The 22,919-nt window shown below is 41.2% G+C and carries 26 protein-coding genes; 9 read left to right on the top strand and 17 right to left on the bottom strand.

Annotated features, from left to right (window positions below; translation table 11 throughout):
* Nucleotides 1-25: 25 nt before the first annotated feature.
* Both DCK90_RS10335 and DCK90_RS10330 read left to right on the top strand, forming a co-directional pair.
* Nucleotides 26-802: an MBL fold metallo-hydrolase gene (locus tag DCK90_RS10335; RefSeq protein ID WP_234414724.1), complete on the top strand. Its 777-nt coding sequence runs from the start codon at nucleotides 26-28 to the stop codon at nucleotides 800-802.
* Nucleotides 803-807: 5 nt separating this feature from the next.
* Entirely contained in the window at nucleotides 808-1,305 is a 498-nt protein-coding gene (locus tag DCK90_RS10330; protein WP_108246133.1) for a hydrolase, read from the top strand.
* Between the two features lie 53 nt (nucleotides 1,306-1,358).
* Here DCK90_RS10330 and DCK90_RS10325 read toward each other — a convergent pair whose 3' ends face one another.
* The 7 genes from DCK90_RS10325 to DCK90_RS10295 form a co-directional block, all read right to left on the bottom strand.
* Complete coding sequence (locus DCK90_RS10325; protein WP_108246132.1) at nucleotides 1,359-2,018, bottom strand: alpha/beta hydrolase; 660 nt, start codon at nucleotides 2,016-2,018, stop codon at nucleotides 1,359-1,361.
* A gap of 9 nt (nucleotides 2,019-2,027) precedes the next feature.
* Nucleotides 2,028-2,354, bottom strand: coding sequence for a hypothetical protein (locus tag DCK90_RS10320; RefSeq protein ID WP_108246131.1), 327 nt, complete (start codon nucleotides 2,352-2,354; stop codon nucleotides 2,028-2,030).
* Complete coding sequence (locus DCK90_RS10315; RefSeq protein WP_108246130.1) at nucleotides 2,354-3,607, bottom strand: dihydroorotase; 1,254 nt, start codon at nucleotides 3,605-3,607, stop codon at nucleotides 2,354-2,356. Before DCK90_RS10315 ends, DCK90_RS10320 begins: the two co-directional genes overlap by 1 nt.
* A complete protein-coding gene (locus DCK90_RS10310; RefSeq protein ID WP_108246129.1) occupies nucleotides 3,604-5,556 on the bottom strand; it encodes a BatA domain-containing protein in 1,953 nt (650 codons plus the stop codon). Before DCK90_RS10310 ends, DCK90_RS10315 begins: the two co-directional genes overlap by 4 nt.
* A 100-nt stretch (nucleotides 5,557-5,656) precedes the next feature.
* Complete coding sequence (locus DCK90_RS10305; RefSeq protein ID WP_108246128.1) at nucleotides 5,657-6,664, bottom strand: glycosyltransferase family 2 protein; 1,008 nt, start codon at nucleotides 6,662-6,664, stop codon at nucleotides 5,657-5,659.
* Nucleotides 6,665-6,714: 50 nt separating this feature from the next.
* Nucleotides 6,715-7,407: an SGNH/GDSL hydrolase family protein gene (locus DCK90_RS10300; RefSeq protein ID WP_234414721.1), complete on the bottom strand. Its 693-nt coding sequence runs from the start codon at nucleotides 7,405-7,407 to the stop codon at nucleotides 6,715-6,717.
* Between the two features lie 109 nt (nucleotides 7,408-7,516).
* On the bottom strand, nucleotides 7,517-9,001 hold the full coding sequence (locus DCK90_RS10295) for a S10 family peptidase (protein WP_108246126.1): 1,485 nt from the start codon (nucleotides 8,999-9,001) through the stop codon (nucleotides 7,517-7,519).
* A 130-nt stretch (nucleotides 9,002-9,131) separates the two neighbouring features.
* On the opposite strand from DCK90_RS10295, the gene DCK90_RS10290 reads away from it, so the two are divergent.
* Nucleotides 9,132-10,274: a Gfo/Idh/MocA family protein gene (locus tag DCK90_RS10290; RefSeq protein WP_108246125.1), complete on the top strand. Its 1,143-nt coding sequence runs from the start codon at nucleotides 9,132-9,134 to the stop codon at nucleotides 10,272-10,274.
* Here DCK90_RS10290 and DCK90_RS10285 read toward each other — a convergent pair.
* Together DCK90_RS10285 and DCK90_RS10280 are read right to left on the bottom strand one after the other, a co-directional pair.
* On the bottom strand, nucleotides 10,271-11,035 hold the full coding sequence (locus tag DCK90_RS10285; RefSeq protein WP_108246124.1) for a TIGR02757 family protein: 765 nt from the start codon (nucleotides 11,033-11,035) through the stop codon (nucleotides 10,271-10,273). The genes DCK90_RS10290 and DCK90_RS10285 overlap by 4 nt on opposite strands.
* 1 nt (nucleotide 11,036) lies before the next feature.
* Nucleotides 11,037-11,705, bottom strand: a complete 669-nt coding sequence (locus tag DCK90_RS10280) for an ABC transporter ATP-binding protein (RefSeq protein WP_108246123.1) — start codon at nucleotides 11,703-11,705, stop codon at nucleotides 11,037-11,039.
* 239 nt (nucleotides 11,706-11,944) lie between these two features.
* Between DCK90_RS10280 and msrA the strand changes: the two genes are divergently transcribed.
* The 3 genes from msrA to DCK90_RS10265 are packed head-to-tail and all read left to right on the top strand — an operon-like array spanning nucleotide 11,945 to nucleotide 13,437.
* The gene (gene msrA, locus DCK90_RS10275) at nucleotides 11,945-12,508 is read left to right on the top strand and encodes a peptide-methionine (S)-S-oxide reductase MsrA (RefSeq protein ID WP_108246122.1); all 564 of its coding nucleotides are present in this window, start codon (nucleotides 11,945-11,947) and stop codon (nucleotides 12,506-12,508) included.
* On the top strand, nucleotides 12,495-13,094 hold the full coding sequence (gene folE / locus DCK90_RS10270) for a GTP cyclohydrolase I FolE (protein WP_108246121.1): 600 nt from the start codon (nucleotides 12,495-12,497) through the stop codon (nucleotides 13,092-13,094). The genes msrA and folE overlap by 14 nt, the downstream gene beginning before the upstream one ends.
* Nucleotides 13,095-13,134: 40 nt before the next feature.
* Entirely contained in the window at nucleotides 13,135-13,437 is a 303-nt protein-coding gene (locus DCK90_RS10265; RefSeq protein WP_108246120.1) for a hypothetical protein, read from the top strand.
* Nucleotides 13,438-13,461: 24 nt separating this feature from the next.
* On the opposite strand, the gene DCK90_RS10260 is transcribed toward DCK90_RS10265, so the two are convergent.
* The 8 genes from DCK90_RS10260 to DCK90_RS10225 all read right to left on the bottom strand — a co-directional run bounded on the left by DCK90_RS10260 (nucleotide 13,462) and on the right by DCK90_RS10225 (nucleotide 21,151).
* Nucleotides 13,462-15,774, bottom strand: a complete 2,313-nt coding sequence (locus tag DCK90_RS10260; RefSeq protein ID WP_234414718.1) for a TonB-dependent receptor — start codon at nucleotides 15,772-15,774, stop codon at nucleotides 13,462-13,464.
* Nucleotides 15,775-15,814: 40 nt separating this feature from the next.
* A complete protein-coding gene (locus DCK90_RS10255) occupies nucleotides 15,815-16,153 on the bottom strand; it encodes a hypothetical protein (protein ID WP_108246118.1) in 339 nt (112 codons plus the stop codon).
* Between the two features lie 54 nt (nucleotides 16,154-16,207).
* Entirely contained in the window at nucleotides 16,208-16,723 is a 516-nt protein-coding gene (locus DCK90_RS10250) for a DUF6787 family protein (RefSeq protein WP_199912681.1), read from the bottom strand.
* A 37-nt stretch (nucleotides 16,724-16,760) separates the two neighbouring features.
* Nucleotides 16,761-17,219, bottom strand: coding sequence for a DUF6146 family protein (locus tag DCK90_RS10245; protein ID WP_108246143.1), 459 nt, complete (start codon nucleotides 17,217-17,219; stop codon nucleotides 16,761-16,763).
* Between the two features lie 70 nt (nucleotides 17,220-17,289).
* Entirely contained in the window at nucleotides 17,290-17,931 is a 642-nt protein-coding gene (locus DCK90_RS10240) for a DUF937 domain-containing protein (RefSeq protein WP_108246117.1), read from the bottom strand.
* 75 nt (nucleotides 17,932-18,006) lie between these two features.
* Entirely contained in the window at nucleotides 18,007-18,963 is a 957-nt protein-coding gene (locus tag DCK90_RS10235) for a D-2-hydroxyacid dehydrogenase (RefSeq protein WP_108246116.1), read from the bottom strand.
* Nucleotides 18,964-18,968: 5 nt separating this feature from the next.
* On the bottom strand, nucleotides 18,969-20,033 hold the full coding sequence (gene serC, locus DCK90_RS10230) for a 3-phosphoserine/phosphohydroxythreonine transaminase (RefSeq protein ID WP_108246115.1): 1,065 nt from the start codon (nucleotides 20,031-20,033) through the stop codon (nucleotides 18,969-18,971).
* Between the two features lie 71 nt (nucleotides 20,034-20,104).
* The gene (locus DCK90_RS10225) at nucleotides 20,105-21,151 is read right to left on the bottom strand and encodes an acyl-CoA reductase (protein WP_108246114.1); all 1,047 of its coding nucleotides are present in this window, start codon (nucleotides 21,149-21,151) and stop codon (nucleotides 20,105-20,107) included.
* An 85-nt stretch (nucleotides 21,152-21,236) separates the two neighbouring features.
* Between DCK90_RS10225 and DCK90_RS10220 the strand changes: the two genes are divergently transcribed.
* The 3 genes from DCK90_RS10220 to ychF are packed head-to-tail and all read left to right on the top strand — an operon-like array spanning nucleotide 21,237 to nucleotide 22,919.
* Complete coding sequence (locus DCK90_RS10220; RefSeq protein WP_108246113.1) at nucleotides 21,237-21,590, top strand: 4Fe-4S dicluster domain-containing protein; 354 nt, start codon at nucleotides 21,237-21,239, stop codon at nucleotides 21,588-21,590.
* Between the two features lie 49 nt (nucleotides 21,591-21,639).
* Nucleotides 21,640-21,768, top strand: a complete 129-nt coding sequence (locus DCK90_RS17145) for a hypothetical protein (RefSeq protein WP_262497845.1) — start codon at nucleotides 21,640-21,642, stop codon at nucleotides 21,766-21,768.
* A 56-nt stretch (nucleotides 21,769-21,824) separates the two neighbouring features.
* On the top strand, nucleotides 21,825-22,919 hold the full coding sequence (gene ychF, locus DCK90_RS10215; protein WP_108246112.1) for a redox-regulated ATPase YchF: 1,095 nt from the start codon (nucleotides 21,825-21,827) through the stop codon (nucleotides 22,917-22,919).

Below are 22,919 nucleotides of genomic sequence, written 5' to 3'. Positions count from 1 at the left end.
TAAATAAGTTATAATTTTGAAATTAATGGATGATCAGATGACCATTACTTTTTTGGGAACGGGAACTTCGCAGGGGATTCCTGTAATCGGGAGCAATCATCCCGTTTGCCTGAGCAAAGACCCCAAGGATAAAAGACTACGTGTTTCCGTATTGATTTCATGGAACAACTACAATTATGTGATTGATTGTGGCCCTGATTTTAGGCAACAAATGTTGGCCAATCCAATAGATAAATTGGATGGTATTTTGTTTACCCACGAACATGCGGACCATACTGCGGGAATGGACGATATCCGTCCTTTTTTCTTTCGACAGGGCGATATCCCCATTTATGGGCACCAAAGGGTGATTCAATCCTTAAAAAAGAGGTTCGATTATATTTTTGCCGATGAGGACCGATACCCCGGAGCTCCTGCTGTTCAGGTTTATGAAGTCGACAAAAACACCAAAATCCCATTAGGGAATTTGGATGTGGTTCCCATTGAGGCCTTCCATAACAGATTACAGGTTTTCGGTTACCGTTTCGGAGAATTTATTTATATGACCGATGTGAAACGGGTAGAGGAGGAAGAGATCAAAAAAATGAAGGGGGCCAAAGTATTGGTGATAAACGCACTGCGAATCGAACCACATCATTCACATTTTAATTTGGAAGAGGCTCTGGGGTTTGCAGAAAAGGTAGGGGCGGAGCAAACCTATTTTACACATATCAGCGCTTTGTTGGGATTTCATGAAGAAGTGGAAAAAAGTCTCCCCAAAAACATACATTTGGCCTACGATAACCTACGAATCAAAATTTAGATGTAATGAAAAAAAATATATTCCTATACCTATTCGTTTTCGCCGCCCTATTGGCGCTTTTTCAATTTGTAACAGGAAACAACATGCAAAAGACATTGACAGCTGATGTAAAGCAACTTAAAGAAGAGGTTGTACAGTTGGAGGATTCTTTGCAGACCATGCACCTAAAGGTATTGGACATGCAATACTTTACCCTGGAGAACAATGATGATGCTTTGGCATATTACGAGCACCTAAATCTTGATAACCCTTCACTATATATTCAGGATAAGTTGTTGGAAACCAACGAACAGAAGGGTGATAATCCTTTGATACCCTACGAGGGAATGGAGAGTGATTTTAAAATCAACAAAATCAAAGTATTGAACCACAAATGGATTCTGGCCGATTTTTCCGATGGTAAATATTGGGGCGACCTAATCATAAAGTATGAACTAAAGGATAATCTTAGCGTTGACTTTACACTGGTGGAACATTTGCTCTATGCCCCGCAGGAGTATTAAATAATAGGTAAAAGGTAAAGGGTGGTAAAAGCTGAATAGAGATTGTAGTTTAATTAAATATGTTTCTCCAACCATTTTTTGAACGAGAAAAAATTCTGTTGGGAAACACCATGCCCCACAGGAAACTCCTCATATATCGTTGGAATGTTCAGTTTTTCCAAGAAATCTGGCGACTTTTGGGCCCATTCCAAAGGAATGACCTGGTCTACTTGCCCATGTGAAGCATAGAAATTTAGCTTGCTATGGTCTTTTTGGGCATAATCATCAACCAAAATGTTTTCATTGATATATCCGCTCAATGCGATAACATTCTTCACTTTTTCAGGGTAAGACAATGCTACGGAATAACTCAGAATGGTTCCTTGACTGAACCCTAAAAGGGTAATATTTTCTTTATCAAGGTTGTAAGCTTCAATGGCCTCATCTATAAACGCAACAATCTTTTCCCTAGATTCTTTGGCCTGTTCATCATCGCTCCACTTACCCTGTTCAGCATCAAAATTGATAGCATACCACGCGTGTCCAAAAGGTTCAAGGCTATATGGTGCCCTAACCGAAATCACTATTAATTCCTCTGGAAGTTCAGAAGCGAAAGAGAATAGATCCTCTTCGTTACTACCATAGCCATGGAACATAAAAAGTGCAGGAATCTTACCTGAATCTTTGGAAGAAGGTCTTAGCAAATATTCTAGAGATAAGGTTTTAAGGGACATATTAAAGGTTTAAGATATGAAGGTGAACCATTTTTGAAAATACTTGCCCACTAGCGGCAAAGATTTCATGCTGCCATTGAGTGCTTGCAAAAAGCCAAAAATCCAAATCACAAAATAAAAGAGATAGATGGGAATGGCCAGATATGCGTAGCCCGCATAGGTCATTAAAATGGCCAGGGCATGAAAAAGGACATGTATGCCAAAGGCCTGCCTAATATGGAAACGGGCATATTCATTTTTTTCTTCAATGTTCATGGTGATGGCAATTAAGCAGCCAACAATTGTAATATAGGCTACTACGGCAGTAGTTTTCCCTGGGGCAGATGGGTCAGTCATTATAAAATACTAAGGTCGTTATTGATAATTCCGTAAACCTTACCTTTTAAGGTAGCACCTACGAACATGCTGTTTTTTGATGTCGAAAGAATATCACCTGTTTCAAAAAGATGTTCTTCTTCCGGATTAAAAAGGGTTAAGCACGCCTTGGCGCCTTCTTCCAGTTTTGGAGACTCTATTTGATATCGAGCCCTTCCCTTGGTCAGCAATGTGATGGTTTCGTCCAGTTCAAAAATGGTGTTCAAACAACCAAATGAAGACTCAAGACCTAGGGTACCATTTTTTGCATTGTCAAATTCCACGCGTTTATGTTCAACATCCATAGGAATGTGGTCCGATGTCACAAAATCTATGGTCCCGTTTTTCACCCCTTTGATCAAAGCTTTGCAATCTGACTTTGTGCGCAGGGGAGGAGAGACTTTGAAATTGGTATCAAATCCAACCAAAGTTTCATCTGAATAGAAAAGGTTGTGAACGGCCACACTACAGGACACGTCCAATCCTTTTTTCTTCGCTTCGGCAATCAGCTTTACCGAGCCTGCCGATGATATTGTCGGAATATGCAGTTTTCCACCGGTGTATTCCAAGATAAACAAGTCCCTTGCAATTTGTAGTTCTTCGGACAATGCCGGAATTCCCTTTAAACCAAGTTTTGTTGACACTTCCCCTTCATTGGCAACACCTTTTCCTTTGATATCGCCATCTTGCGGAAATGAGTATACCAGCCCATCAAAATTTTGGGCATACAGTAAAGCTATCTTGAGCAAATTGGGATTGGAGATTTGCTTTTTGAAATCAAAAAAAGCGACTGCGCCAGCATTTCTCATATCAAAAAGCTCGGCCAGGTCAATACCTTCGGCATTTTTGGTCAGAGTTCCCAACGGATGGACCTTGGTCGCCTTGCCCTGTCCACGTTCTTTTAAAAAGACCACGTCAGAGCTCGTATCGGGCACGGGATGCGTATTTGGGTTCAGCACAATATCGGTAAAACCGCTTTTTCCGGCCGTAAACAATCCATTGGCAATGGTCTCTCGTTCTTCAAATCCGGGCTCGCCAAAACTCACGCTGCTATCAAACCATCCCAAAGAAACATGCAGATTATCTTTTTCAACCAACTTGGTGTTGGCAGGGGCTTCCACAGTGGCACCAATTTTTTCAATTACCCCCTTTTTTATTAGGATATCACGCTTTTTCAAGTGTAGGCCCTTGTTCTCTGGGCATACAATTTTTGCAGACTTCAGCAGAATGTTCATGTAACAAATTTTTGAATGAGTACCTCTATCAGCGCCAGAAGCAACGCTAAAATAACAAACCATTTCCAATAAGCCGTAATGTTGTTTTCAGCTTCTAGATAATCGAACAGCTCCGGAATGGTATCCATGGCGTTTACATTTTCCAACGAACCGATATCCAGATATTTGAGGTCGCTTTCAGCCCGGGGATAATTAAAACTTATATTTTGTAGAACCTGTTGATTCTGGAGTACGGAGTAAATTCCATCTTCCGTGGGGTTTTGATCAAATGAAAGACGAACCCGATTCGGGAATGTCTGCTGAAGAGGGATAAACTCATAACCATCTTTAGCTACCTTCAAGATGTCATCGTTTCCGATTTCCGCTGTGATGTCCAACGTATTTAATTTACCAAGAGTTTGATACGTTCGTGGGGATTGTAGGCTGGATTGTGCCATATTGTAAAAAGTGGGCACAATCAAAGGGGAGTTGATGAAATTGGAATTTTCCAATTCCAATGGTACCGTAAACACGTACAATCCATTTTCCCCCACTAAAAATGAATCGCCTCCGCCCATGGACAACGCCGTAGGTAGACTGGTCTGTATTTTAAAATATTCCTTAACAGATGGATACTGAAAATTGGTGACCTCTTGCTCAAAAACATTGCGGTACAATGGATGGTCAAAGCTTATGGTGGTTAATTGTACCTCCGAAACCACTTTTTCTGAAAACTGAGTGGTAGATAAACTGGATAATAAGCCATTGTATGATGACACTTCGCTGTTTTTGGACGGAACAATAATTAAGGTACCCCCATCATTCCTAAAGGTTCGCAATATATTTTGAAGACTACTGGGAATCGACAATTGTCCATCCAGAATCACAACGTTCTGATTTCCTAAACTACTATAATCCAATTGGTTCAATCTATATTTTTCAAAATTGAACTCATCTCCCCGAAATAGGCGATTTAGGTAATCACCGTCCGAAGCACTAATGGCTAAAACCTTTATTTTTTCTCTAGGGTTGATGTTGAAATAGAATCGATTATCGTACCCCAAAACGTTGTCGACTATGGTAAGTTGTCCATTTAATTTCTCATTGGCCGGAATTGTAAAATCTACGGTAGCACTTTTGTTTGCCTTAAATTTTGCTGCTGTTTTGGCAATCAATTCATCATCATTATAGAGTGAGATGGGCATGGCCTCATCTGCTTTCCCTCCAGATAGGAATACTTTTAATGTGGCTTGGTCGTTCAAACTTTCATCCACAAAAACAGAATCAATGGATATATTTTGAAGCTCACGCGCCTGCATGGGTACAAAATGAACTTGCAACAAGGTATCCAATTCGCTGTTTCCTGCTGCAATTCTTTCTTGAAAATCAGAAACCACAATTAGGTTTTTTACGGTTTCTGTATTTTGAGAAAATAAACTTTTGGCCTTAAGACCAATTTCATTAAGGTTCAGTTGTTTATGGGAAAACGGAAGAGACAACAATGAGTTCTGGATATCGGTGACCCGAACATTGCTGAACGTTTGTTCGTTGGTAAATAGACTGAATTCCGTCTCGGTTCCAATATTTTTAATAAAATCCTGCACGGCTTTTTCTAGAAGAGAAATACCATTGTTCTTCGCCTGCATGCTAAAGGAATCGTCCAGATACACCACTGTTTCCTTTTCTTGAAGTGCAGTATTGGTAGAGGTGAATGGCTGTGCAAAAGCTATAATGATAGCGGCAAGCAAGAATAATCGGGTAATCAGCAACAACCATTTTTTTAATGTATTGCTTTTTCTCGATTCCGAAACTACCTTTTGCAGCATGGCCACATTGGTAAACGGGGTTTTGGTAAAGCGTCGTAACTGAAATAAATGGATTAAAATGGGTATGATTAGAAGAAAAAGTGCCCAAAGAAGTTCTGGATGTTTAAACTGCATTCCCAACATTGCTTGGTCAAAGATAGGCATTAAAACATTCTGATTTCAAACTTCGGTTTGCAATTATCAATGACCAATACACAATCGCCACTGCACCGGTATTGGAGTTCTGCCGATAACTCTATATGAATCAACAAAAAAAGAAATAATCCTGCATTGGACTTTGATTCAGCTCTGTAAAATACCTCCGGATTTCCTTTTGGGCATCTTCATTGGCTACAGTGATGATGCTCTGTGGATTTTCTAAATTTTGTAGTTCATCAAAATGGACAAGTTCTTTTCCGTAGATTTTTTTTCCAATTTTCTTGGGATTATCGCACAGCCAAGTAAATTTCAAATCTTGCTTTTTTAATCCCTTCGCAATCTTTTTTCCTTTAAAACCTGCGCCCCATACCACCAAGGGTCGACTCATATCACAGTCCAGTTTTAAAAAATAATGCAGCTTGATGTCCAAAAAATAATTTTGGGCATAATGCTCGTGGGTACGTGACGTTCGGGTGTCGTAATCGCGCCAAAGATGCAGTATTTGGTTGCAGGGAACAATCTTGAATCCGTGCTCGTAAAATCGAAAGGTAAGGTCGTAATCCTCTGGGTAGCGCTTGGGATTAAACCCATCACATTGTTCAAAGTCAGCGCGATGTGTCATCCAGCATGGCGATGGAATCACACATTCTTTGTAGATTTCGTCAAAGTTATTTCCTTCGGATGTCAATCGGTTCAGCCACTTTTCGTATCGTTCATAGCCATTGCTGATACCTCTATTCGAAAAGTATTTCACCTGACCTACGGCAACATGTCCCTGTCCGTTTTCTATCAAAGATTTCACCATCACTTCCAATCGATGAGGCTCCATTATGTCATCCGAATCCATCCGTGTCACAAATTGTCCGCTACTGTGTGCATAGGCGGTTTGCAGCGCCGGGATTATTCCATTTCCCTTGTTTTGGAATACCTTGATACGGTCATCTTTTTGGGAGTAGGAGGTAAGGAGCTCAGAACTTTTATCTGTGGAGTGATCGTTAACCGCTAAAACCTCCCATTCCCTGTAAGTTTGATTTACAATGGAGTCCAGACATTCCGGTAAAAAATGTGCCGTGTTTTTAAAGGGGATAATGATACTGACCTTGCCATTTTGCATGTCACAAATTAATTCAAGCTAATAATTTAGAACTACGAAGAGTAACCAAATTAACTTTTTAAGGCGTTCGCAATAGCTTTATTGACCATCTTTTCCATAACATCATATCCAGCTTTGGTCACATGTACCTCGTCCGTGGTCAATTCCGAAGGCATTCCATTTCTATCATCGGCCATTTCGGAAAAATAATCTAGGTACATTACGTCTTGCGCCTTGGCCATATCCTTGAGCAATGCGTTGAGCTTTGGAATTTTAATATTGGGGTTCAATCCTGGGCGCCATGGGTAATCATAGGCAGGGAGAACCGAACAAACAATGGGTTTTATTCCGTTTGCTTTTGCCAATTCTACCATTGATAAAATATTGTCATGAATCTGCTCCAATGTCATTGGGCCGGTATTCCCAGCAATATCGTTGGTGCCGGCCAAAATAACGACCACTTTGGGATTAAGGCCGATCACATCCTGGCGAAAACGCAACAACATCTGTGGCGTGGTCTGTCCGCCGATTCCACGATTTACATAAGGGTTATCGGTAAAAAACTCTGGGTGGGCATCTTTCCACATTTCGGTGATGGAGTTACCCATGAAAACTACACGGTTTTCACTATCTGCGGGAGCTTCCAGTTCGGTATTTGCTGTTTTATACTTTTCCAAATTGGGCCAATCTTGAGCGTTTGTCTTTGTGGTGATAGATAATCCTAGAAACGATATCATGAGCCAAAGTACAGTTTGTTTTTTCACTATGTGCGGTTTTGGATAAAAATAGAAAATTTCAAATTAAATTGCACCAAATAAAAAAGCGGTACAACGCGTTAGGTCATACCGCTTTAATTATTTTAAACACTACGAATTAATATTTCGCACTTTTTCCGTTGGCCTGTGTCCTAACGATAAAATCCCTGATGTCATCATTGGCTGTTTTTAGGTCTTCTTTTCTCAAATACATCATGTGTCCGGAGCGATACCCTTTCCAATCGAATCTATCCTTCATTTTACCACTAGGGTCCACTTGAGACATGGTGTATTTGGCAGCAAAATAAGTACAAGCGCCATCATAATATCCAGATTGAACCAAAACGTTCAAGTAAGGGTTCTGGGCCATTGCTTGGCGCAAGTCATCACGAACACTATCATCATCATTGTTCCAAGGGTGAACAGGCCCGAACATATTGTATTTAATGTCGGTTTTAAAACCCAATTCTTCCTGCAAGTAATAATTGATAGCAGGAGTAAAACTATGCAACCAAGAAGTCAATTCAGGAGAATAATCTGGTCGTGTTCCGGCCAACATCTTATCGATTCCCAAGTAACGGCTGTCCAAACGTCCAATGGTATATCCGCCTTTTTCTCTCAACAATGCTTTCCAGAAGAACTGGGTCGGCACATCTAAATTATGGTCAAGAATATCTTGAACGTCCAACCCTGAGTAGCGTGCCATTTTATTGGCAATGGATTTACGTTCTGAATCTTCGATAAATCCACCTTTTGCAATGGCTGGCAATAGTTCGTTAATGGTAAATTCCTCTACCTCTGGCAATACCTCCAAAAGATCTTTGCTTTGCAAGTCCGAAGGCAACGCTTTGTGGTGCCATGCAGTTGCTGCAAAGTATGGCATATTGAGTGCACTTGAAACAGGGTCGTTGTCACGGAACACCTTATAATCGGCAGGTGAAACCATGATCACGCCGTTCAAATACATCCATTGTTGATTTTGTAATGCTAACGAAAGGCCCATAACACGGGTGCCTCCGTAGCTTTCACCCACAATATATTTTGGTGAGTTCCAACGATTGTTTCTGGATACGAAGGTATTCAACCATTCGGCCAAATACTTGGTATCTGCATTGATCCCGAAAAATTTGCTACGGTCCACTTCTTTTCCTGTTTCAGGAATGGTACGAGAGTAACCAGTGTTCACCGGGTTTACATAAACAATATCGGTTACATCCAATACAGAATAAGGGTTCTCCTTAACACCATAAGGCTGAACAGGGTATCCTTCATCATCAATTTTAAGGATGCGGGGGCCGGTATAGGCCAAGTGCATCCATACGGAGCCAGAACCTGGTCCACCGTTAAAAGAAATCAAAAGAGGTCGTGAAGCTCTGTCCTTAACATCATTTTTTGTGTAGTACGTGTAGTGAAGGGCAGCGATGGGCTCGCCCATTTCGTCCCAAACAGGTTGTGTCCCTGTGGTTGCAGTGTAGTTGATACGATTTCCGCCAATAGTTACGGCATGTTGCGTAGTCACTGTTGTGTCTACAGGAAGTTTGCGTTCTTGGGCAAAGGCGAATGACGAGCACACCGCCATACCTAGTAGTAAGAGTTTTTTCATTATTATTTGGTTGAATTAGTCTAGTCCATAAAAATAAGAATTTTGAAAGTTCTTACCTTGTTAAAACAATCGTAAATACTAGAATTCAGCTATAATTCTTAATTTTAGTATCCATACTAAATCTATTTTCATGAAAACCATCACCCGTAGAAATTTTAGTAGTCTCACCGCAAAAGGAATTGGTGGAGCTGCACTCCTGTCCTCAGCACCTTTTGCATGTGCCATGGGCGCCAATCAAGAGAAGGAAAAATTGGGTGTTGCACTCGTAGGACTTGGGGGATATAGTACCTACCAGTTGGCACCTGCTTTGCAGGACACCCAACATTGTTATTTGGCAGGAATTGTTACGGGAACCCCTGCTAAGGAAAAGGAGTGGGCGGATAAGTATGGTATACCTGAAAAGAATATCTACAACTATCAAAATTTTGATGATATCGCCAATAATGAGGATATTGATGTGGTGTACGTGGTGCTCCCCAACAGCATGCATGCCGAATTTAGTATCCGGGCCGCGCAGGCCGGCAAACACGTTATTTGTGAAAAACCTATGGGAATCAGCGTTGCCGAATGTGATGCCATAATCGACGCCTGTAATAAAGCCGGTGTAAAGTTGGGTATGGGCTATCGTTTGCATTCCGAACCCTACACACAACAGGTAAAGGAATTTGTAAAGGAAAAAACCTTTGGAGATATCCTTTTTGTATCGGCGGATGCATCCTACCGTGCTACAGGCAATCCCGACCAGTGGCGCTTGAATAAACAAATGTCAGGAGGTGGTGCTTTAATGAATATGGGCGTATATGCGGTGCAGAGTACAATTTATGGTACGGGTGAGAATCCAATTTCGGTAGCGGCACAGGAATTTAGTACAAGACCGGACTATTTTAAAGATACCGACGAGACCATCACTGCCCAATTTAAGTTTCCGAGCGGAGCCGTTGGCAATATTACCACATCACACAACTTTAACGCCAATGCAATGTACGTTTCTGGAACCAATGGCTGGTTTAGGTTGCAACCTGCCAATAATTATGGGCCTTTGAGCGGTGTTACTTCAAATGGGGATGAAATCAAGTTCCCGCACGAAAGTCAGCAGAAATTACAAATGGACGATTTTGCACGACACGTTTTATTTGATGAGCCCAACAAGGCCCCAGGTGAAATGGGTAAACGCGATATGATGATCGTAGAGGCTATTTACAAATCCATTGCTAACGGAGGAGAGACCATTGCCTTGGATTTTGAGCCTGGGTATGGGTTTGGTGAGGATTAAAACCGCTCAAAAACCCCTAACCCAAACAATGCAAAATCGTACTTTACGGGATCTGTGGCGTCCAGTTTTCTTAGATTTTTGTCCAACTCCTGTAATGCTCTGGCATCGTTCTGTTTACGTTTGAGCAATTTTAGTTTACGCGCTACATTGCCGGAATGTACATCCAAGGGACAGGAGAGTTTGGCCGGGTCAATACCTTTCCATAAACTAAAATCCACTCCCGTGCTGTTATCGCGGACCATCCATCGCAAAAACATATTGATACGCTTGGCTGCAGAACCTTTATTTGGGTCCGAAACATGCTTTTGCGTTCGACTCTGATGTGGCAGCTCAAAAAAAACTTCCTTGAACTTGGAAATGGCGGGCTGCATGGAATCCTTGGTCTGGTGTTGTGTGAAAATGGTCTCCAGACCACCATGATTCTTATAAATGTTTTGAAGACTCGCAACAAAATAAACAAGGTCGATGCCGTTAAAAGTGCGGTGAACAAAAGGGGAGAGGCGCTCCAAATCTTCTTCGGAATGGTTCATTACAAAATCGTAAGGTGTGTGCCCCATCAAATCCATTAACCTTGTTGCATTGTTAATAATACTCTTTCGGTTTCCCCAAGCAATGGTAGCCGTTAAAAATGCACTGATCTCAATATCTTCCTTCCGACTGAATATATGTGGAATCTGTAAAGGATCATCCTCTAAAAATTTGGGATGGTTGTATTCCAATACCTTGGCATCCAGAAATTCTTTGAGTTCCGCTTTGGTCATATCAATCTTTGGAAACAATCAAACCATCTACCATGGTGAGCTTACGGTCCGCCATATCGGCCAAATCCAAGTTGTGGGTCACCAAAACAAAGGTCTGTCCAAACTCATCACGTAATCTAAAAAACAATTTGTGAAGATTCTCAGCACTTTCTGAGTCCAAATTTCCACTGGGCTCGTCGGCAAAAACAACGGAAGGATTGTTCATTAAGGAACGGGCCACGGCCACACGTTGCTGTTCACCGCCAGAAAGTGCGTTAGGTTTATGGTCATAGCGATCTTTCAATCCCAGAAAGTCCAACAACTCTTTGGCTCGTTTTTCAGCTTCAACTTTGGGTGTTTTTTTGATGAAAGCTGGTATGCATACATTTTCCAGTGCCGTAAACTCGGGCAATAACTGGTGGAACTGAAAAATGAAACCGATATGTTCATTTCTGAATTTGGCCAAATTCTTGTCGTTGAGTTGGTTTACGTCCGTATCATTGATCAACAATGTGCTTTCACCCTTGTTGGTCGGGGTATCCAAAGTTCCCAAAATTTGCAGTAGGGTCGTTTTTCCTGCTCCCGAAGCACCGACAATCGATACAACTTCACCTTTCTTGATTTCGAGATCAACGCCTTGCAGAACTTTGAGATCTCCGTAACTTTTTTGAATATTTGTGGCCTTTATCATAAGTACAACTTCGCTGGTCGAAGATAATCATTACCGTTGTATCGCAAAGATGATCGTTTTAAGTCGATTTCCATAACTTTTAAAGTTTTAAGCGTAATTGGGGGCTTTACTGTTTGGGCAAAAGTCTTTTTCATTTGAAACACGGGATTAAGTTTATGGTTATACCTTCGACCAATAGATACATAAATATTTGTTAGAAATCAGTTGTAAGAACAAATATTGTTTAACTTTGATTTAAAATGGATAAACAAAAAGACACTCAATTAGATATTGCAATTTTTGCTGGGGGCTGTTTCTGGTGTACAGAAGCTGTTTTTCAACGGCTTGATGGAGTAGAGGAAGTAGTTTCTGGATATACGGGTGGTAATATCAAGAATCCGGCGTATCGGGAAATCTGTACCGGGCGAACCGGACATGCCGAAGCAGTGAAAATCACTTTTGATTCCTCCAAAATATCGTATGCCGAATTGTTGGAAGTATTTTTTGCCACGCACGACCCCACAACGCTGAATAGGCAAGGTAATGATAAAGGCACCCAGTACCGTAGTGAAATTTTTTATACTTCCAACGAGCAGAAGCAATTGGCAGAGGATTTCATCAAATTACTGGAAAAGGAAAATATTTTTGAATCACCGATAGTTACTGCTATCTCAGAGGAAAAGCCTTTTTATTTGGCGGAAGAAGAGCATCATAATTATTATAACGATCACAGGCAACAACCTTATTGTCAAATCATAATTGATCCCAAGATCAAAAAACTAAACAATTATTTTTCAAAAAAGCTAAAGAATGGCACCATATAGGAACCTCGAAGAGTACAATATTGAAATTACCAATGAGGTAAAAGATCATTTCTCCAAGATTGTGGACGATATTGGGGAAGATGCAACTCGCGAAGGGTTGATAAAAACACCTGAAAGGGCGGCAAAAGCAATGCTGTTCCTTACTCAGGGATATCAGCAAAACGCAGAAGAAATACTAAAGGGAGCCATGTTTGCCGAAGATTATGATGATATGGTGATCATTAAAGATATTGAATTATATTCTCTTTGTGAGCACCATATGCTGCCCTTTTTTGGCAAAGCACATGTGGCGTATATTCCCAACGGCCATATAGTTGGTTTGAGCAAAATTCCACGTGTTGTGGACGTGTTTGCCCGTAGATTACAGGTGCAAGAACGCCTAACGCACGATATTCTGGAATGTATCAACAATACCTTAAAACCTAAAGGAGTTGCGGTGGTAATTGAGGCATCCCATATGTGCATGATGATGCGCGGGGTGCAAAAACAGAACTCGGTAACCACGACCTCTGGATTCAGGGGACAGTTCGAAAAAATAGAGACCCGAAACGAGTTTTTAAAGCTGATCAGCGCCGATTTGTCATAATCCGCTTTTCCAATTAGATGGGAATTGCTATTTTTCCCATATGGCAGAAGAAAAAGACAAAAAGTACCGTAACCTATTTTTAGGATTATTGTTCGATGCCATTGGAATGCTATCCTTTGTTATACCAGGCATAGGAGAGTTTTCCGATGTAATTTGGGCCCCAGTGGCAGGTTGGCTCATGACCCGCTTGTATAAAGGAAAAATAGGTCAGGCGGCCGGTGTGGTTACTTTTGTAGAGGAGTTGGTACCTGGACTGGATGTGATTCCGACCTTTACATTGACATGGATTTACACTTATGTGTTGAGCAAGAAAAAAGGCCAACCCAAACAGGTCGACCTTTAATTCATTCTTTAAAAAGTATTTTTTTTAAAGCGGAACGCTTAAGCTAAAAGAGATATTTCTGCCAATGTTGGCAATGCCATCTGCTTTTAATCTTGATAAGTGAGAAATGTAATTCTCATCAAACAAGTTGTTCGCTGTTATGGAATATCCCACCTTTTGATCAAAAATTCTCATATCTCCACCCAAACCAATATTAAATAAATTGTATCTGCCGGTGGGCGTTTCAAAATCTGCCACTTTGTTTTGGTCAAAATTGGTTTGTAAGGTCACAAAAGCGTAGCATTTATAATCTTGATTTCGTTTTTTCCACTCAACCCGGAACGTATTGGTCCAGCGGTTGGCAGGAATCAAAGGAAGATTTGATTTGTCCTCCAACTGTCCGTAAACTATATCGTAACTACTTTCCAGATGTAACCAATCCACAGGGTGGGGGTGCAAATGGAACCCAAACTCTCCACCATACAAAATGGCATTTTGCTGTTGAAAGTCATACACAGGGTCTGCCTCACGGAATTCACCTGTTGGCTCCAAATAAATATAATCGTTCACGATATTGTAGAATGAATTGATATAGGCCTCAAGGTGTTTGTTGCCATATTCCAGTGCCAAATCCACTTGAAAATTTTGCTCGCTGTCCAAATCTTGATTACCGATTTCTACCCTATTTGCACCACTGTGCAAGCCATTGGAAGCCAATTCGGATAAGTTGGGAGCCCTAAATCCTGTGGCGAGATTTAAACGGCCCAAAATATTTTGGGTCAAATCCATTCGATAACCCACAGCAGCATTGAAACTATTGAAGTTTTTGTCCAACGATGGAATGTACTCTTCGTCTCCCTCTACACCACTAGCTTCTCCGTTGATAGATCTAAGGTCGTAACGTAATCCAATCTGAAGATCACTTTTATCAAAATGGATATGTGAGGTTGCCAGAATCCCAAAATCGTTTGTAGTAGCATTAGGCACCAAAACCTCTTCTCCAAAGTTTTCATTGGTCTGATGCATCCCCTGCACCCCAAAGATTGTGGTCATTTTACCCCATTGAGGGTTAAATTGTATGTTATAGTTAAAAGTACTCAAGCGCATATCAAGGGCCGCACCTTCATGACCTTCTTCCTCATGTTCCTCACCCTCATGTTCTTCATGTTCTTCTTCTTCGGCGTGTTCCTCGCCCTCCTCATGTTCGTGCTCGTCTTCATGTTCATGGTGGTGCTCTTCGAACTCCTTTCTATTGTTCACGGTATAGCCAAAGGTGGCCTCAAGGCTCGATTTTTTGAAAAAGAAGTTGTTCTTGGAACTAATAATGTGGGTCGATAGCTCTTGATAGGGCATCAATGGGTCACGATCATTGTTTTGTACGCCGATCTCTTCTGGAATTCCCAGTTCCGAACCATTATAATTGTATCTAAGCTCTGTTTTAAATTTGGAAGCCTGATAAGCAAGACCTGTTTTTAAATCTGCTTCGTTGAACCTAGAGTTGGTGACACTGGCGCCATCTCCTGTTTCATAATCGGCATTTGAAGCATAAGCGCCCCTGACCAAAAATTTAAGTTTTTCCCCAGAAGTTTTGAACCCTGCATTTGCATTGTAACCAAGGGTATTCGTGAAGTATCTCATATTCACATCACCGGAAGTCTCACCAGCTGTCTCGAATTTTTCGGGATTAAGATAAAGTACACCCCCCAAAGCATCAGAACCATATAATAAGGACGCAGGGCCTTTGATAACCTCTACACTAGAGATTCCTGCATCGTTTATTCCCAATCCGTGTTCACCACCGTATTGTTGGTTTTCAAGTCGAACCCCTTGGGTATATACCAATACACGGTTAAAGCTCAAACCACGGATGACGGGCTTTCCGATTCCGACCCCTGTTGAAACGGAGGAAACTCCAGGGATATTGGTGATTCCTTCGGAAAGTGTGATTCCCCCTTGTTGTTTGAGTTCCTCCATAGATTTTTGCTCCACTTTCATCACATTTTCACGTTGGAGTTTGTGAAAAGGAGTGGATAGTACCACCTCATCCATTTCTATGGCGGATGGAGTCATTTGGTAATCAAATTGATTACTTCCTGTATTTATTTCCAAAGAAGTTGAATATGTTTCAAATCCAATGTAGGATATCACTAGTTTGTAATTTCCTTCCGGTAAGTTTTTTAATAGGAAATCCCCGTTTTCATCGGTTACTGTTCCGTTTTCCAACTGCGGAATATAAACGGAAACCTGTTCTAGTGGGGCACCGGTTTCGGAGTCGGCCACGTTTCCTGACAATGTGTTCTGGGTATATGATAAAAAGGGTAACAATGCCAATAGCATCGTTGTACAAAATTGTTTCATTGTAAAATGATAAAAGGTTTACGAATCTCGAAAAATCTTACTACGAAACTGATGGGGGAGCCCGAAGAGCCTGAAAGGAAGCTTTACACGGCTCGTAAAAAAATGAATAATTTATGGTCTCATACTTGATTTCGGGTATGTCGACCGGAGTATAAGTGAAAGCTAGGCTGAAAAGTACTTTATTGGCAAGTGTGAAATCATTAAAATCACATTCCAGATTGCCATCGTGTATATGATTTGTTCCATACTCCACACAATGTTTTTCTTGATTGTGCCCGTATAAAGTGTGCCCTAGTTTTATAATGGAGGGAGCCAAAATTGCCGCCACCATCAATAGGGAACTTAATATGAGTATGCGTTTGTGGAGGTTGGTCATCATACTTTGGCAAAGTAACCAAGCCCACACCTGTTTTTATGTTAAAAAAAACATAAACTATCTAAGGAATACTCCTAAACCCATACGTTTCAGCATTTTTTTCTCAAAATTCCAGAAAAATTGATACTGCCCGAACAACCAGCCAATACCAACCAAAAGAATCTGGTAAATAGGAAAGATTAAAAGAATACGAAGAGTCCAATAGATGGCACCATGAGTATTTTCGTTATCAAAACCAATCCAATGGACCAGAGGGGCGGCCAGTTTTCCAGATAAACTTCCGGTAATGGCAAAAACAATAAAAATAGCTATCATCTCCCATTTATAGTCCACTTTCCATTTGTTCTCCAACTTTTTGAAGCACCAAAGAAAAAACTTGATCAATACAAAATGGATAATCAGCATGACACCTATGGTGAAGGGCCATTCAAACACCGTATTGTTAAGGCCAAAAGCATGTAATAAGCTTCTTGAAACAAGGTAAGCGGCAAGCAGATTGAGAATTGTACCAAGGGTAGGGAAAAGGATTTGCCAGTTCTTCTGGATTTCCCAACGTTGTTTTATTTTTTGCATTGAAGACTAAAGCTATAATCAATGCAAAAATAATACTTTAAATCCTTGGAATGAAAGGACCTAACCTTTGATTATATTTCCGTTGAAAATAAATAAAGTAATTGTATAGCTTGTAGTTGACCTCATAACCGTAATCTATGCTTGGGTCATAGTTAATTTGCATTTCGTATAGATTGGGGTTCCATCGCATAGGGTTGAGTACCCGTTGGTTCCAATTGATTACCATTACGGCGTTTCTGTTTTCCAAAAAGGATTGTGAGTAATAGCCTTCTGGTCGAGCTATGGAATTGAGCCATGTGTTAAAACCAGGCTCTATAATTATGATTTCATACTCTGTTTCGTCGTTTGCGATTTCAACAGGTTCTTCGTCATTGGAATCAAAAAGGGCCTTTTCTTCACTTGATACATCTAACGTTGATTTTTGTGAGGTACAAGAATTAAGGGCAATGCTTAGCATCAAACCAAACAAAATAAAGGGTGTAGCTTTCTTTTTCATAAACATAATGTACAAAAAAAGCCGCTTGGAAATTCAAGCGGCTTCGTTAATTATTGTTAAGTGAAGTATGCTACTTTCCAAAAAGTCCGCCAAGTACTCCGCCGAGACCGCTCTTTTTTTGATTGCCTCCATTTAAAACCATTCCGGCCAAATCATCTATAACACTACCGTCACCGTCACTATCCAGAAAAGTCTCAATTAAGGATTGCTGTTTATTGGCAGTTTTGGTTCCTCCCATTAAACCTCCCAACAAGCCTGTTAGTCCCTCAGGACTGCTTACATTCTGTTGTCTTGTTTGTCTCCCCAAATACCCTAATAAAATAGGAGCTGCAATTTTTAGGATTTGTGCAATGGAACCGGTATCAATACCTGATTTCGCACTAAGCGCGTTTTCTACTTGTGATTGTTTGGAACCTAATACATGGCCCAATATTCCAGCACCGTCGTTCATCACATTTTGGTCCACACCGCCACCAAAAAGGCCACCGAGGTCATCTAAAATTCCACCATCATGTTTTGAGGAAAGTGCATCCATCAATCCTTGCGCTCCACCCGGAGTGGAAGCATTCCTTTTCATGGCTCCCATTAATAGGGGCATGGCCATACTCAAAACTTCTGCTGTTTTATTTTCGGGCTGTCCGGTTTGTCCAGCAACTCCGCTGACCAACTGCTTGCCCACTGGGCTGTTAATCAAATCCAATAATCCTGACATTGTGTTAGTGTTAAGGTTTAGAATGACAATGTACAAAAAACAAGGTATTGAATGTGGTATTCACCCTTGAAAAACCTACTTTTTTAGCAATTTAATAACCTTATCCGCCAATTCAATGCCTATGCGTTCCTGTGCTTCTAGGGTAGAACCACCAATATGTGGACTCAGGGAAATTTTGGGGTTCATCAGTATTTTTATTTCTGGATTGGGCTCGGATTCGTAAACATCAAGTCCCGCGAAAGCCAAGTGTCCGGAATCTAAGGCCTCAACCAAGGCAACTTCATCCAAAACGCCCCCGCGGGAGGTATTGATGATTCCCGAACCAGGTTTCATTAGCCCAAGTTCCTTTTCCCCGATCAAATACGTATCTTGTGACGGAACGTGTAAGCTCACAAAATCGGAGTTAGCCAAAACTTCCTTTAGTTCGCTACTCTTTAAGGTAAAGTCAACGGACTGCCCATCAAAAAATGAAAGGGACAGGGTTGCTTCTTTGGTCAAGTGGTCCGTAAATAAAACTTCCATGCCCAGAGCAAGCGCCATTCTTGCAGTAGCCTGACCAATTCTGCCAAACCCAACAATCCCTAAAGTTTTACCGCGGAGTTCAACACCGGCTGCATAACTTTTTTTGAGTTGTTTAAATTGACTGTCGCCATCCAAAGGCATATTGCGATTGGAGTCGTGCAAAAAACGAACCCCATTGAGCAAGTGGGCAAAAACCAGTTCTGCTACGGATTCCGAGGATGCTTCCGGAGTGTTGAAAACCTGAATTCCTTTAGATTCGGCATATTTTACATCAATATTGTCCAGACCTACCCCGCCACGACCAATCAACTTTAGGGCAGGGCAATCATCAATCAGTTTTTTATCGACTTTGGTAGCGCTGCGCACCAATAATCCTTCAATATTGTTCTTGTTGATATAGTTTGCCAATTGTCCTTCGGCAACACGTGTATTTTTAACTTCAAAACCTTCTTTTTCAAGGAGATCTATTCCTTCTTGGGCAATTCCGTCGTTGGCTAAAATTTTTACCATTAAAACTATCCTTTCTTTTCCAATTCGCTCATTATGTCGACCAATACACCCACACTTTCCATTGGAAGGGCGTTGTACATTGAGGCACGGTAGCCGCCAACGGAACGGTGTCCGTTGATACCGTTTATTCCTGCTTCTTTGCACATATCATCAAATACATCCTTTAATTCATCATCGGTGATATTGAATGTGGCGTTCATAATTGAACGGTCCTCTTTTGCGGCAATTCCATAGAAAACGGGGTTCAACTCAATTTCCGAATAGATCAGGTTGGCTTTACGCTCGTTGATTTCCTCTATGGCTGCGATCCCACCCAAATCTTTTAACCATTGCATGGTCAACATAGAAACGTACACGGCAAAAACAGGTGGAGTATTGAACATGCTTTCTTTGGCCACATGAACCGAATAATCCATCATGGAAGGAATCTTTCGGGAAACTTTTCCCAAAATATCTTCTTTTACAACTACAAGTGTGGCTCCTGCAGGTCCCATATTTTTTTGCGCACCTGCATAGATCAAATCAAATTGTGAAAAATCCAATTGACGAGAAAAGATATCCGAGCTCATGTCGCAGACCAGAGGAACATCCGTTTTTGGAAATTCCTTAATCTGTGTTCCATAAATGGTATTGTTTGATGTAAGATGTAAATAATCAAGGTCGGATGGGATGGCATAGCCCTTCGGGATATGTTTGAAATTATCTTCTTGTGATGAAGCCACCTCTACAATATCTCCGAACAAACGGGCCTCTTTGATTGCTTTTTGACTCCAAGTCCCTGTATTTACGTATCCCGCCTTTTTATCCAAAAGATTAAACGCGGTCATCAAAAACTGCATGCTCGCCCCTCCTTGCAAGAAAAGGGCCTGATACCCCTTGCCTTCCAGTCCCAAAAGTTCCAGTGCCAAGGAACGGGCATTTTCCATAATGGCAACAAACTCTTTGCTACGGTGCGATATCTCGATAAGTGAAAGTCCAATGCCGTCCAGTTCCAGTACAGCTTGGGATGCTTTTTGCATAACCTCTGCCGGTAGAATGCAGGGGCCTGCGCTAAAATTGTGCTTTTTCATTGACTAGGTTTAAGCGGTAAAGGTCTTAAAAATTGTTGGATCTTAAAACGTTTCCTGTGGTTAGGATTATCTTAAAGTTTTAATAGGAATTCCAAGGTGTCGATTCCGTCCGCATAGTCGTTTAAACTCGGTTTTTGGGTATCCCCAAAATTCACATCGTTCCCCTTTGCATCACTTGAAACCACACATTGTATTTGTTCTTCCATCTCTTGCAATTTCTTTCTCAAGGTAGATTCATCATCATAATAGGAATAGAACAAAGCGGAAATAGGGGAGGTAAGGGAGTCATCCTCTTTTAAAATCAAAAATCCGTTATCCAGAATCTTGAACTCGCTCATCAAATACACGGCCTTGTTATAATCGTAATTATTGGCGTATTTATGTTGATTGATGATATCCTTATAATGGAACAACGCATTGAACAAACCATCAAAATTATACTCCTTGGGCACATAGATTTTGGACACATTCCGACAACCCAACCCATAGTATCTAAAAATATCCTCTCCAAGCGCTTTTAGCTCTTCTTCGGATTCTCTACCGGAAAGTACGGCTACAGAATTTCTATTTTTTCTGATGATGTTCGGTTTTTTACCAAAATAGTACTCGAAATAGCGACTGGTGTTGTTGCTACCTGTGGCGATAACCGCATCAAAGTTTTCCAGTTTTCCGTCCACAAATTCTATTTTATCCACAAGAGAAGGTTCTTCTTCTATCAAAAAATTGGACAAATAAGGCAGAAGCACCTTGTCGTTGGACGAGAGTTTGACCAAAACCTTGTTTCCTGAAAGCAACACCGATAAAAAGTCGTGAAAGCCCACCAATGGAATGTTCCCTGCCATAACGATGCCAACGGTCTTGGGTTCGTTCTCCGTTTGAAAGGAATAGTTGTCCAACCAGTCTTTAATATATTGCTCGGTGAGCAATTCTCCCCATTGTTGCAAAGAAAATAGAACGTTGTCCTCGGTAAACCATCCGTTGTGATGACCTGCCCGTGCGACGATTTCCTTCAAGTTTTGGTCAACTTCCGGGTCGTTGGAATAACATTTATCACAAAAATCCGTTAGGTATTTTCCAAGTTTAACAAAAGCATCTATGGTATTTCTATCTGGTGCCATTAAATTTGTACACTAAATTACTAGGGTTTATTTTTGTCAAAAGTAAGCATGCTGACAAGAATCAGCCCAAAAGGAAAAGAAAATTATGGCAATTATTATAACAGACGAATGTATAAATTGTGGTGCTTGCGAGCCAGAATGCCCCAACACGGCAATTTATGAAGGTGCTGACGAATGGAGATATAACGAAGGAACATCCCTTTCCGGTGATGTAGTTTTACCTAACGGAAAAGAGGTGAATGCCGATGAGGCTCAGGAACCTGTTAGCGATGAACTTTATTATATTGTTCCAGACAAATGTACCGAGTGCAAAGGATTTCATGAAGAACCACAATGTGCAGCTGTATGTCCAGTGGATTGTTGTGTTCCCGATGAAGACCACGAAGAAACAGAAGAAGAACTATTGGGCAAGCAAAAGTTTATGCACCCCGATGGTTAAGCAATAAAAAACATTTAATTTAGCCCCGGACCAATGTTCGGGGTTTTTTATGCAAAAAGAAGAGAAAGCATACAACGGTATTTGGAAGCAGGCTGGATGCCTACTGTCATTGATTGCCATCTTTGGAATCATCGGATTGATGATTATGGGACTTTATTTGCTCATTCAAGGTTATTAACCGCGAGTACCAAAACTTCAACTTATATTTGCACCCTCAAAACACAAAGTAATTAGATGAAAGCAGGTATTGTAGGATTACCAAACGTAGGAAAATCAACACTTTTCAACTGTTTGTCCAATGCAAAGGCACAAAGTGCGAACTTCCCTTTTTGTACCATCGAACCCAACATTGGCGTGGTAAACGTCCCCGACCAACGTTTGGAAAAATTGGAAGAATTGGTAAATCCGGAGCGTGTAATCCCTGCAACTGTGGAAATTGTCGACATTGCGGGTCTGGTAAAAGGAGCCAGTAAAGGTGAGGGACTTGGAAACCAATTTTTGGGAAATATCCGTGAAACCGATGCCATTCTCCACGTACTTCGTTGTTTTGATAATGATAATGTAGTTCACGTAGATGGTTCCGTAGACCCAATTAGGGACAAGGAAACCATTGATATGGAATTGCAGTTGAAGGATTTGGACAGTGTTGAAAAAAAGCTAGACAAAGTAAAGCGTGCCGCCAAAACCGGTAACAAAGATGCCCAGAAAGAGGAAGCCGTACTTTCCGCGTTGAAAGAAGGTTTGGAGGCTGGTAAATCTGTTCGTGCCATCTCGCTGAGTGAAGATGAGCGTGAAGAATTTGTTCGCCCCATGCAACTAATTACGGATAAGCCAGTAATGTATGTTTGCAATGTGGACGAAGGTGCAGCTGTTGACGGAAATGCCTATGTTGAAAAAGTTAAACAGGCTGTGGCCGACGAAAATGCTGAAGTCATATTTTTGGCCGTTGGCACGGAAGCCGACATTACCGAATTGGAGACCTACGAAGAACGCCAAATGTTCTTGGAAGACTTGGGACTTTCCGAACCAGGTTCAGCCAAATTGATTCGTGGCGCATACAAACTACTTGATTTGGAAACTTATTTCACTGCAGGGGTAAAGGAAGTCCGCGCTTGGACCATTCCCGTTGGTGCAACCGCGCCACAAGCTGCAGGTGTCATCCATACCGACTTTGAAAAAGGCTTTATCCGTGCAGAGGTGATTGCATATGACGATTACGTAAAATATGGAAGCGAATCCAAAGTAAAAGAAGCTGGACGCATGCGTGTAGAGGGTAAAGAATACATCGTTAAAGATGGTGATGTAATGCACTTTAGGTTCAACGTGTAA

The sequence above is a fragment of the Muricauda brasiliensis genome (assembly GCF_003057865.1).
In the GTDB taxonomy this organism is placed as follows: Bacteria; Bacteroidota; Bacteroidia; order Flavobacteriales; family Flavobacteriaceae; genus Flagellimonas; species Flagellimonas chongwuensis.
The sequence above is the reverse complement of the archived record's forward strand: the minus strand, read 5'-3'. Positions and strand labels throughout refer to the sequence as shown.

Coding starts and splice junctions, on each gene's coding strand:
- DCK90_RS10335 (WP_234414724.1), top strand. CDS start 26: ATGGATGATCAGATGACCATTACTTTTTTGGGAACGGGAACTTCGCAG.
- DCK90_RS10330 (WP_108246133.1), top strand. CDS start 808: ATGAAAAAAAATATATTCCTATACCTATTCGTTTTCGCCGCCCTATTG.
- DCK90_RS10325 (WP_108246132.1), bottom strand. CDS start 2,018: ATGTCCCTTAAAACCTTATCTCTAGAATATTTGCTAAGACCTTCTTCC.
- DCK90_RS10320 (WP_108246131.1), bottom strand. CDS start 2,354: ATGACTGACCCATCTGCCCCAGGGAAAACTACTGCCGTAGTAGCCTAT.
- DCK90_RS10315 (WP_108246130.1), bottom strand. CDS start 3,607: ATGAACATTCTGCTGAAGTCTGCAAAAATTGTATGCCCAGAGAACAAG.
- DCK90_RS10310 (WP_108246129.1), bottom strand. CDS start 5,556: ATGCCTATCTTTGACCAAGCAATGTTGGGAATGCAGTTTAAACATCCA.
- DCK90_RS10305 (WP_108246128.1), bottom strand. CDS start 6,664: ATGCAAAATGGCAAGGTCAGTATCATTATCCCCTTTAAAAACACGGCA.
- DCK90_RS10295 (WP_108246126.1), bottom strand. CDS start 9,001: ATGAAAAAACTCTTACTACTAGGTATGGCGGTGTGCTCGTCATTCGCC.
- DCK90_RS10290 (WP_108246125.1), top strand. CDS start 9,132: ATGAAAACCATCACCCGTAGAAATTTTAGTAGTCTCACCGCAAAAGGA.
- DCK90_RS10285 (WP_108246124.1), bottom strand. CDS start 11,035: ATGACCAAAGCGGAACTCAAAGAATTTCTGGATGCCAAGGTATTGGAA.
- DCK90_RS10280 (WP_108246123.1), bottom strand. CDS start 11,705: ATGATAAAGGCCACAAATATTCAAAAAAGTTACGGAGATCTCAAAGTT.
- msrA (WP_108246122.1), top strand. CDS start 11,945: ATGGATAAACAAAAAGACACTCAATTAGATATTGCAATTTTTGCTGGG.
- folE (WP_108246121.1), top strand. CDS start 12,495: ATGGCACCATATAGGAACCTCGAAGAGTACAATATTGAAATTACCAAT.
- DCK90_RS10265 (WP_108246120.1), top strand. CDS start 13,135: ATGGCAGAAGAAAAAGACAAAAAGTACCGTAACCTATTTTTAGGATTA.
- DCK90_RS10260 (WP_234414718.1), bottom strand. CDS start 15,774: ATGAAACAATTTTGTACAACGATGCTATTGGCATTGTTACCCTTTTTA.
- DCK90_RS10255 (WP_108246118.1), bottom strand. CDS start 16,153: ATGATGACCAACCTCCACAAACGCATACTCATATTAAGTTCCCTATTG.
- DCK90_RS10250 (WP_199912681.1), bottom strand. CDS start 16,723: ATGCAAAAAATAAAACAACGTTGGGAAATCCAGAAGAACTGGCAAATC.
- DCK90_RS10245 (WP_108246143.1), bottom strand. CDS start 17,219: ATGAAAAAGAAAGCTACACCCTTTATTTTGTTTGGTTTGATGCTAAGC.
- DCK90_RS10240 (WP_108246117.1), bottom strand. CDS start 17,931: ATGTCAGGATTATTGGATTTGATTAACAGCCCAGTGGGCAAGCAGTTG.
- DCK90_RS10235 (WP_108246116.1), bottom strand. CDS start 18,963: ATGGTAAAAATTTTAGCCAACGACGGAATTGCCCAAGAAGGAATAGAT.
- serC (WP_108246115.1), bottom strand. CDS start 20,033: ATGAAAAAGCACAATTTTAGCGCAGGCCCCTGCATTCTACCGGCAGAG.
- DCK90_RS10225 (WP_108246114.1), bottom strand. CDS start 21,151: ATGGCACCAGATAGAAATACCATAGATGCTTTTGTTAAACTTGGAAAA.
- DCK90_RS10220 (WP_108246113.1), top strand. CDS start 21,237: ATGGCAATTATTATAACAGACGAATGTATAAATTGTGGTGCTTGCGAG.
- DCK90_RS17145 (WP_262497845.1), top strand. CDS start 21,640: ATGCAAAAAGAAGAGAAAGCATACAACGGTATTTGGAAGCAGGCTGGA.
- ychF (WP_108246112.1), top strand. CDS start 21,825: ATGAAAGCAGGTATTGTAGGATTACCAAACGTAGGAAAATCAACACTT.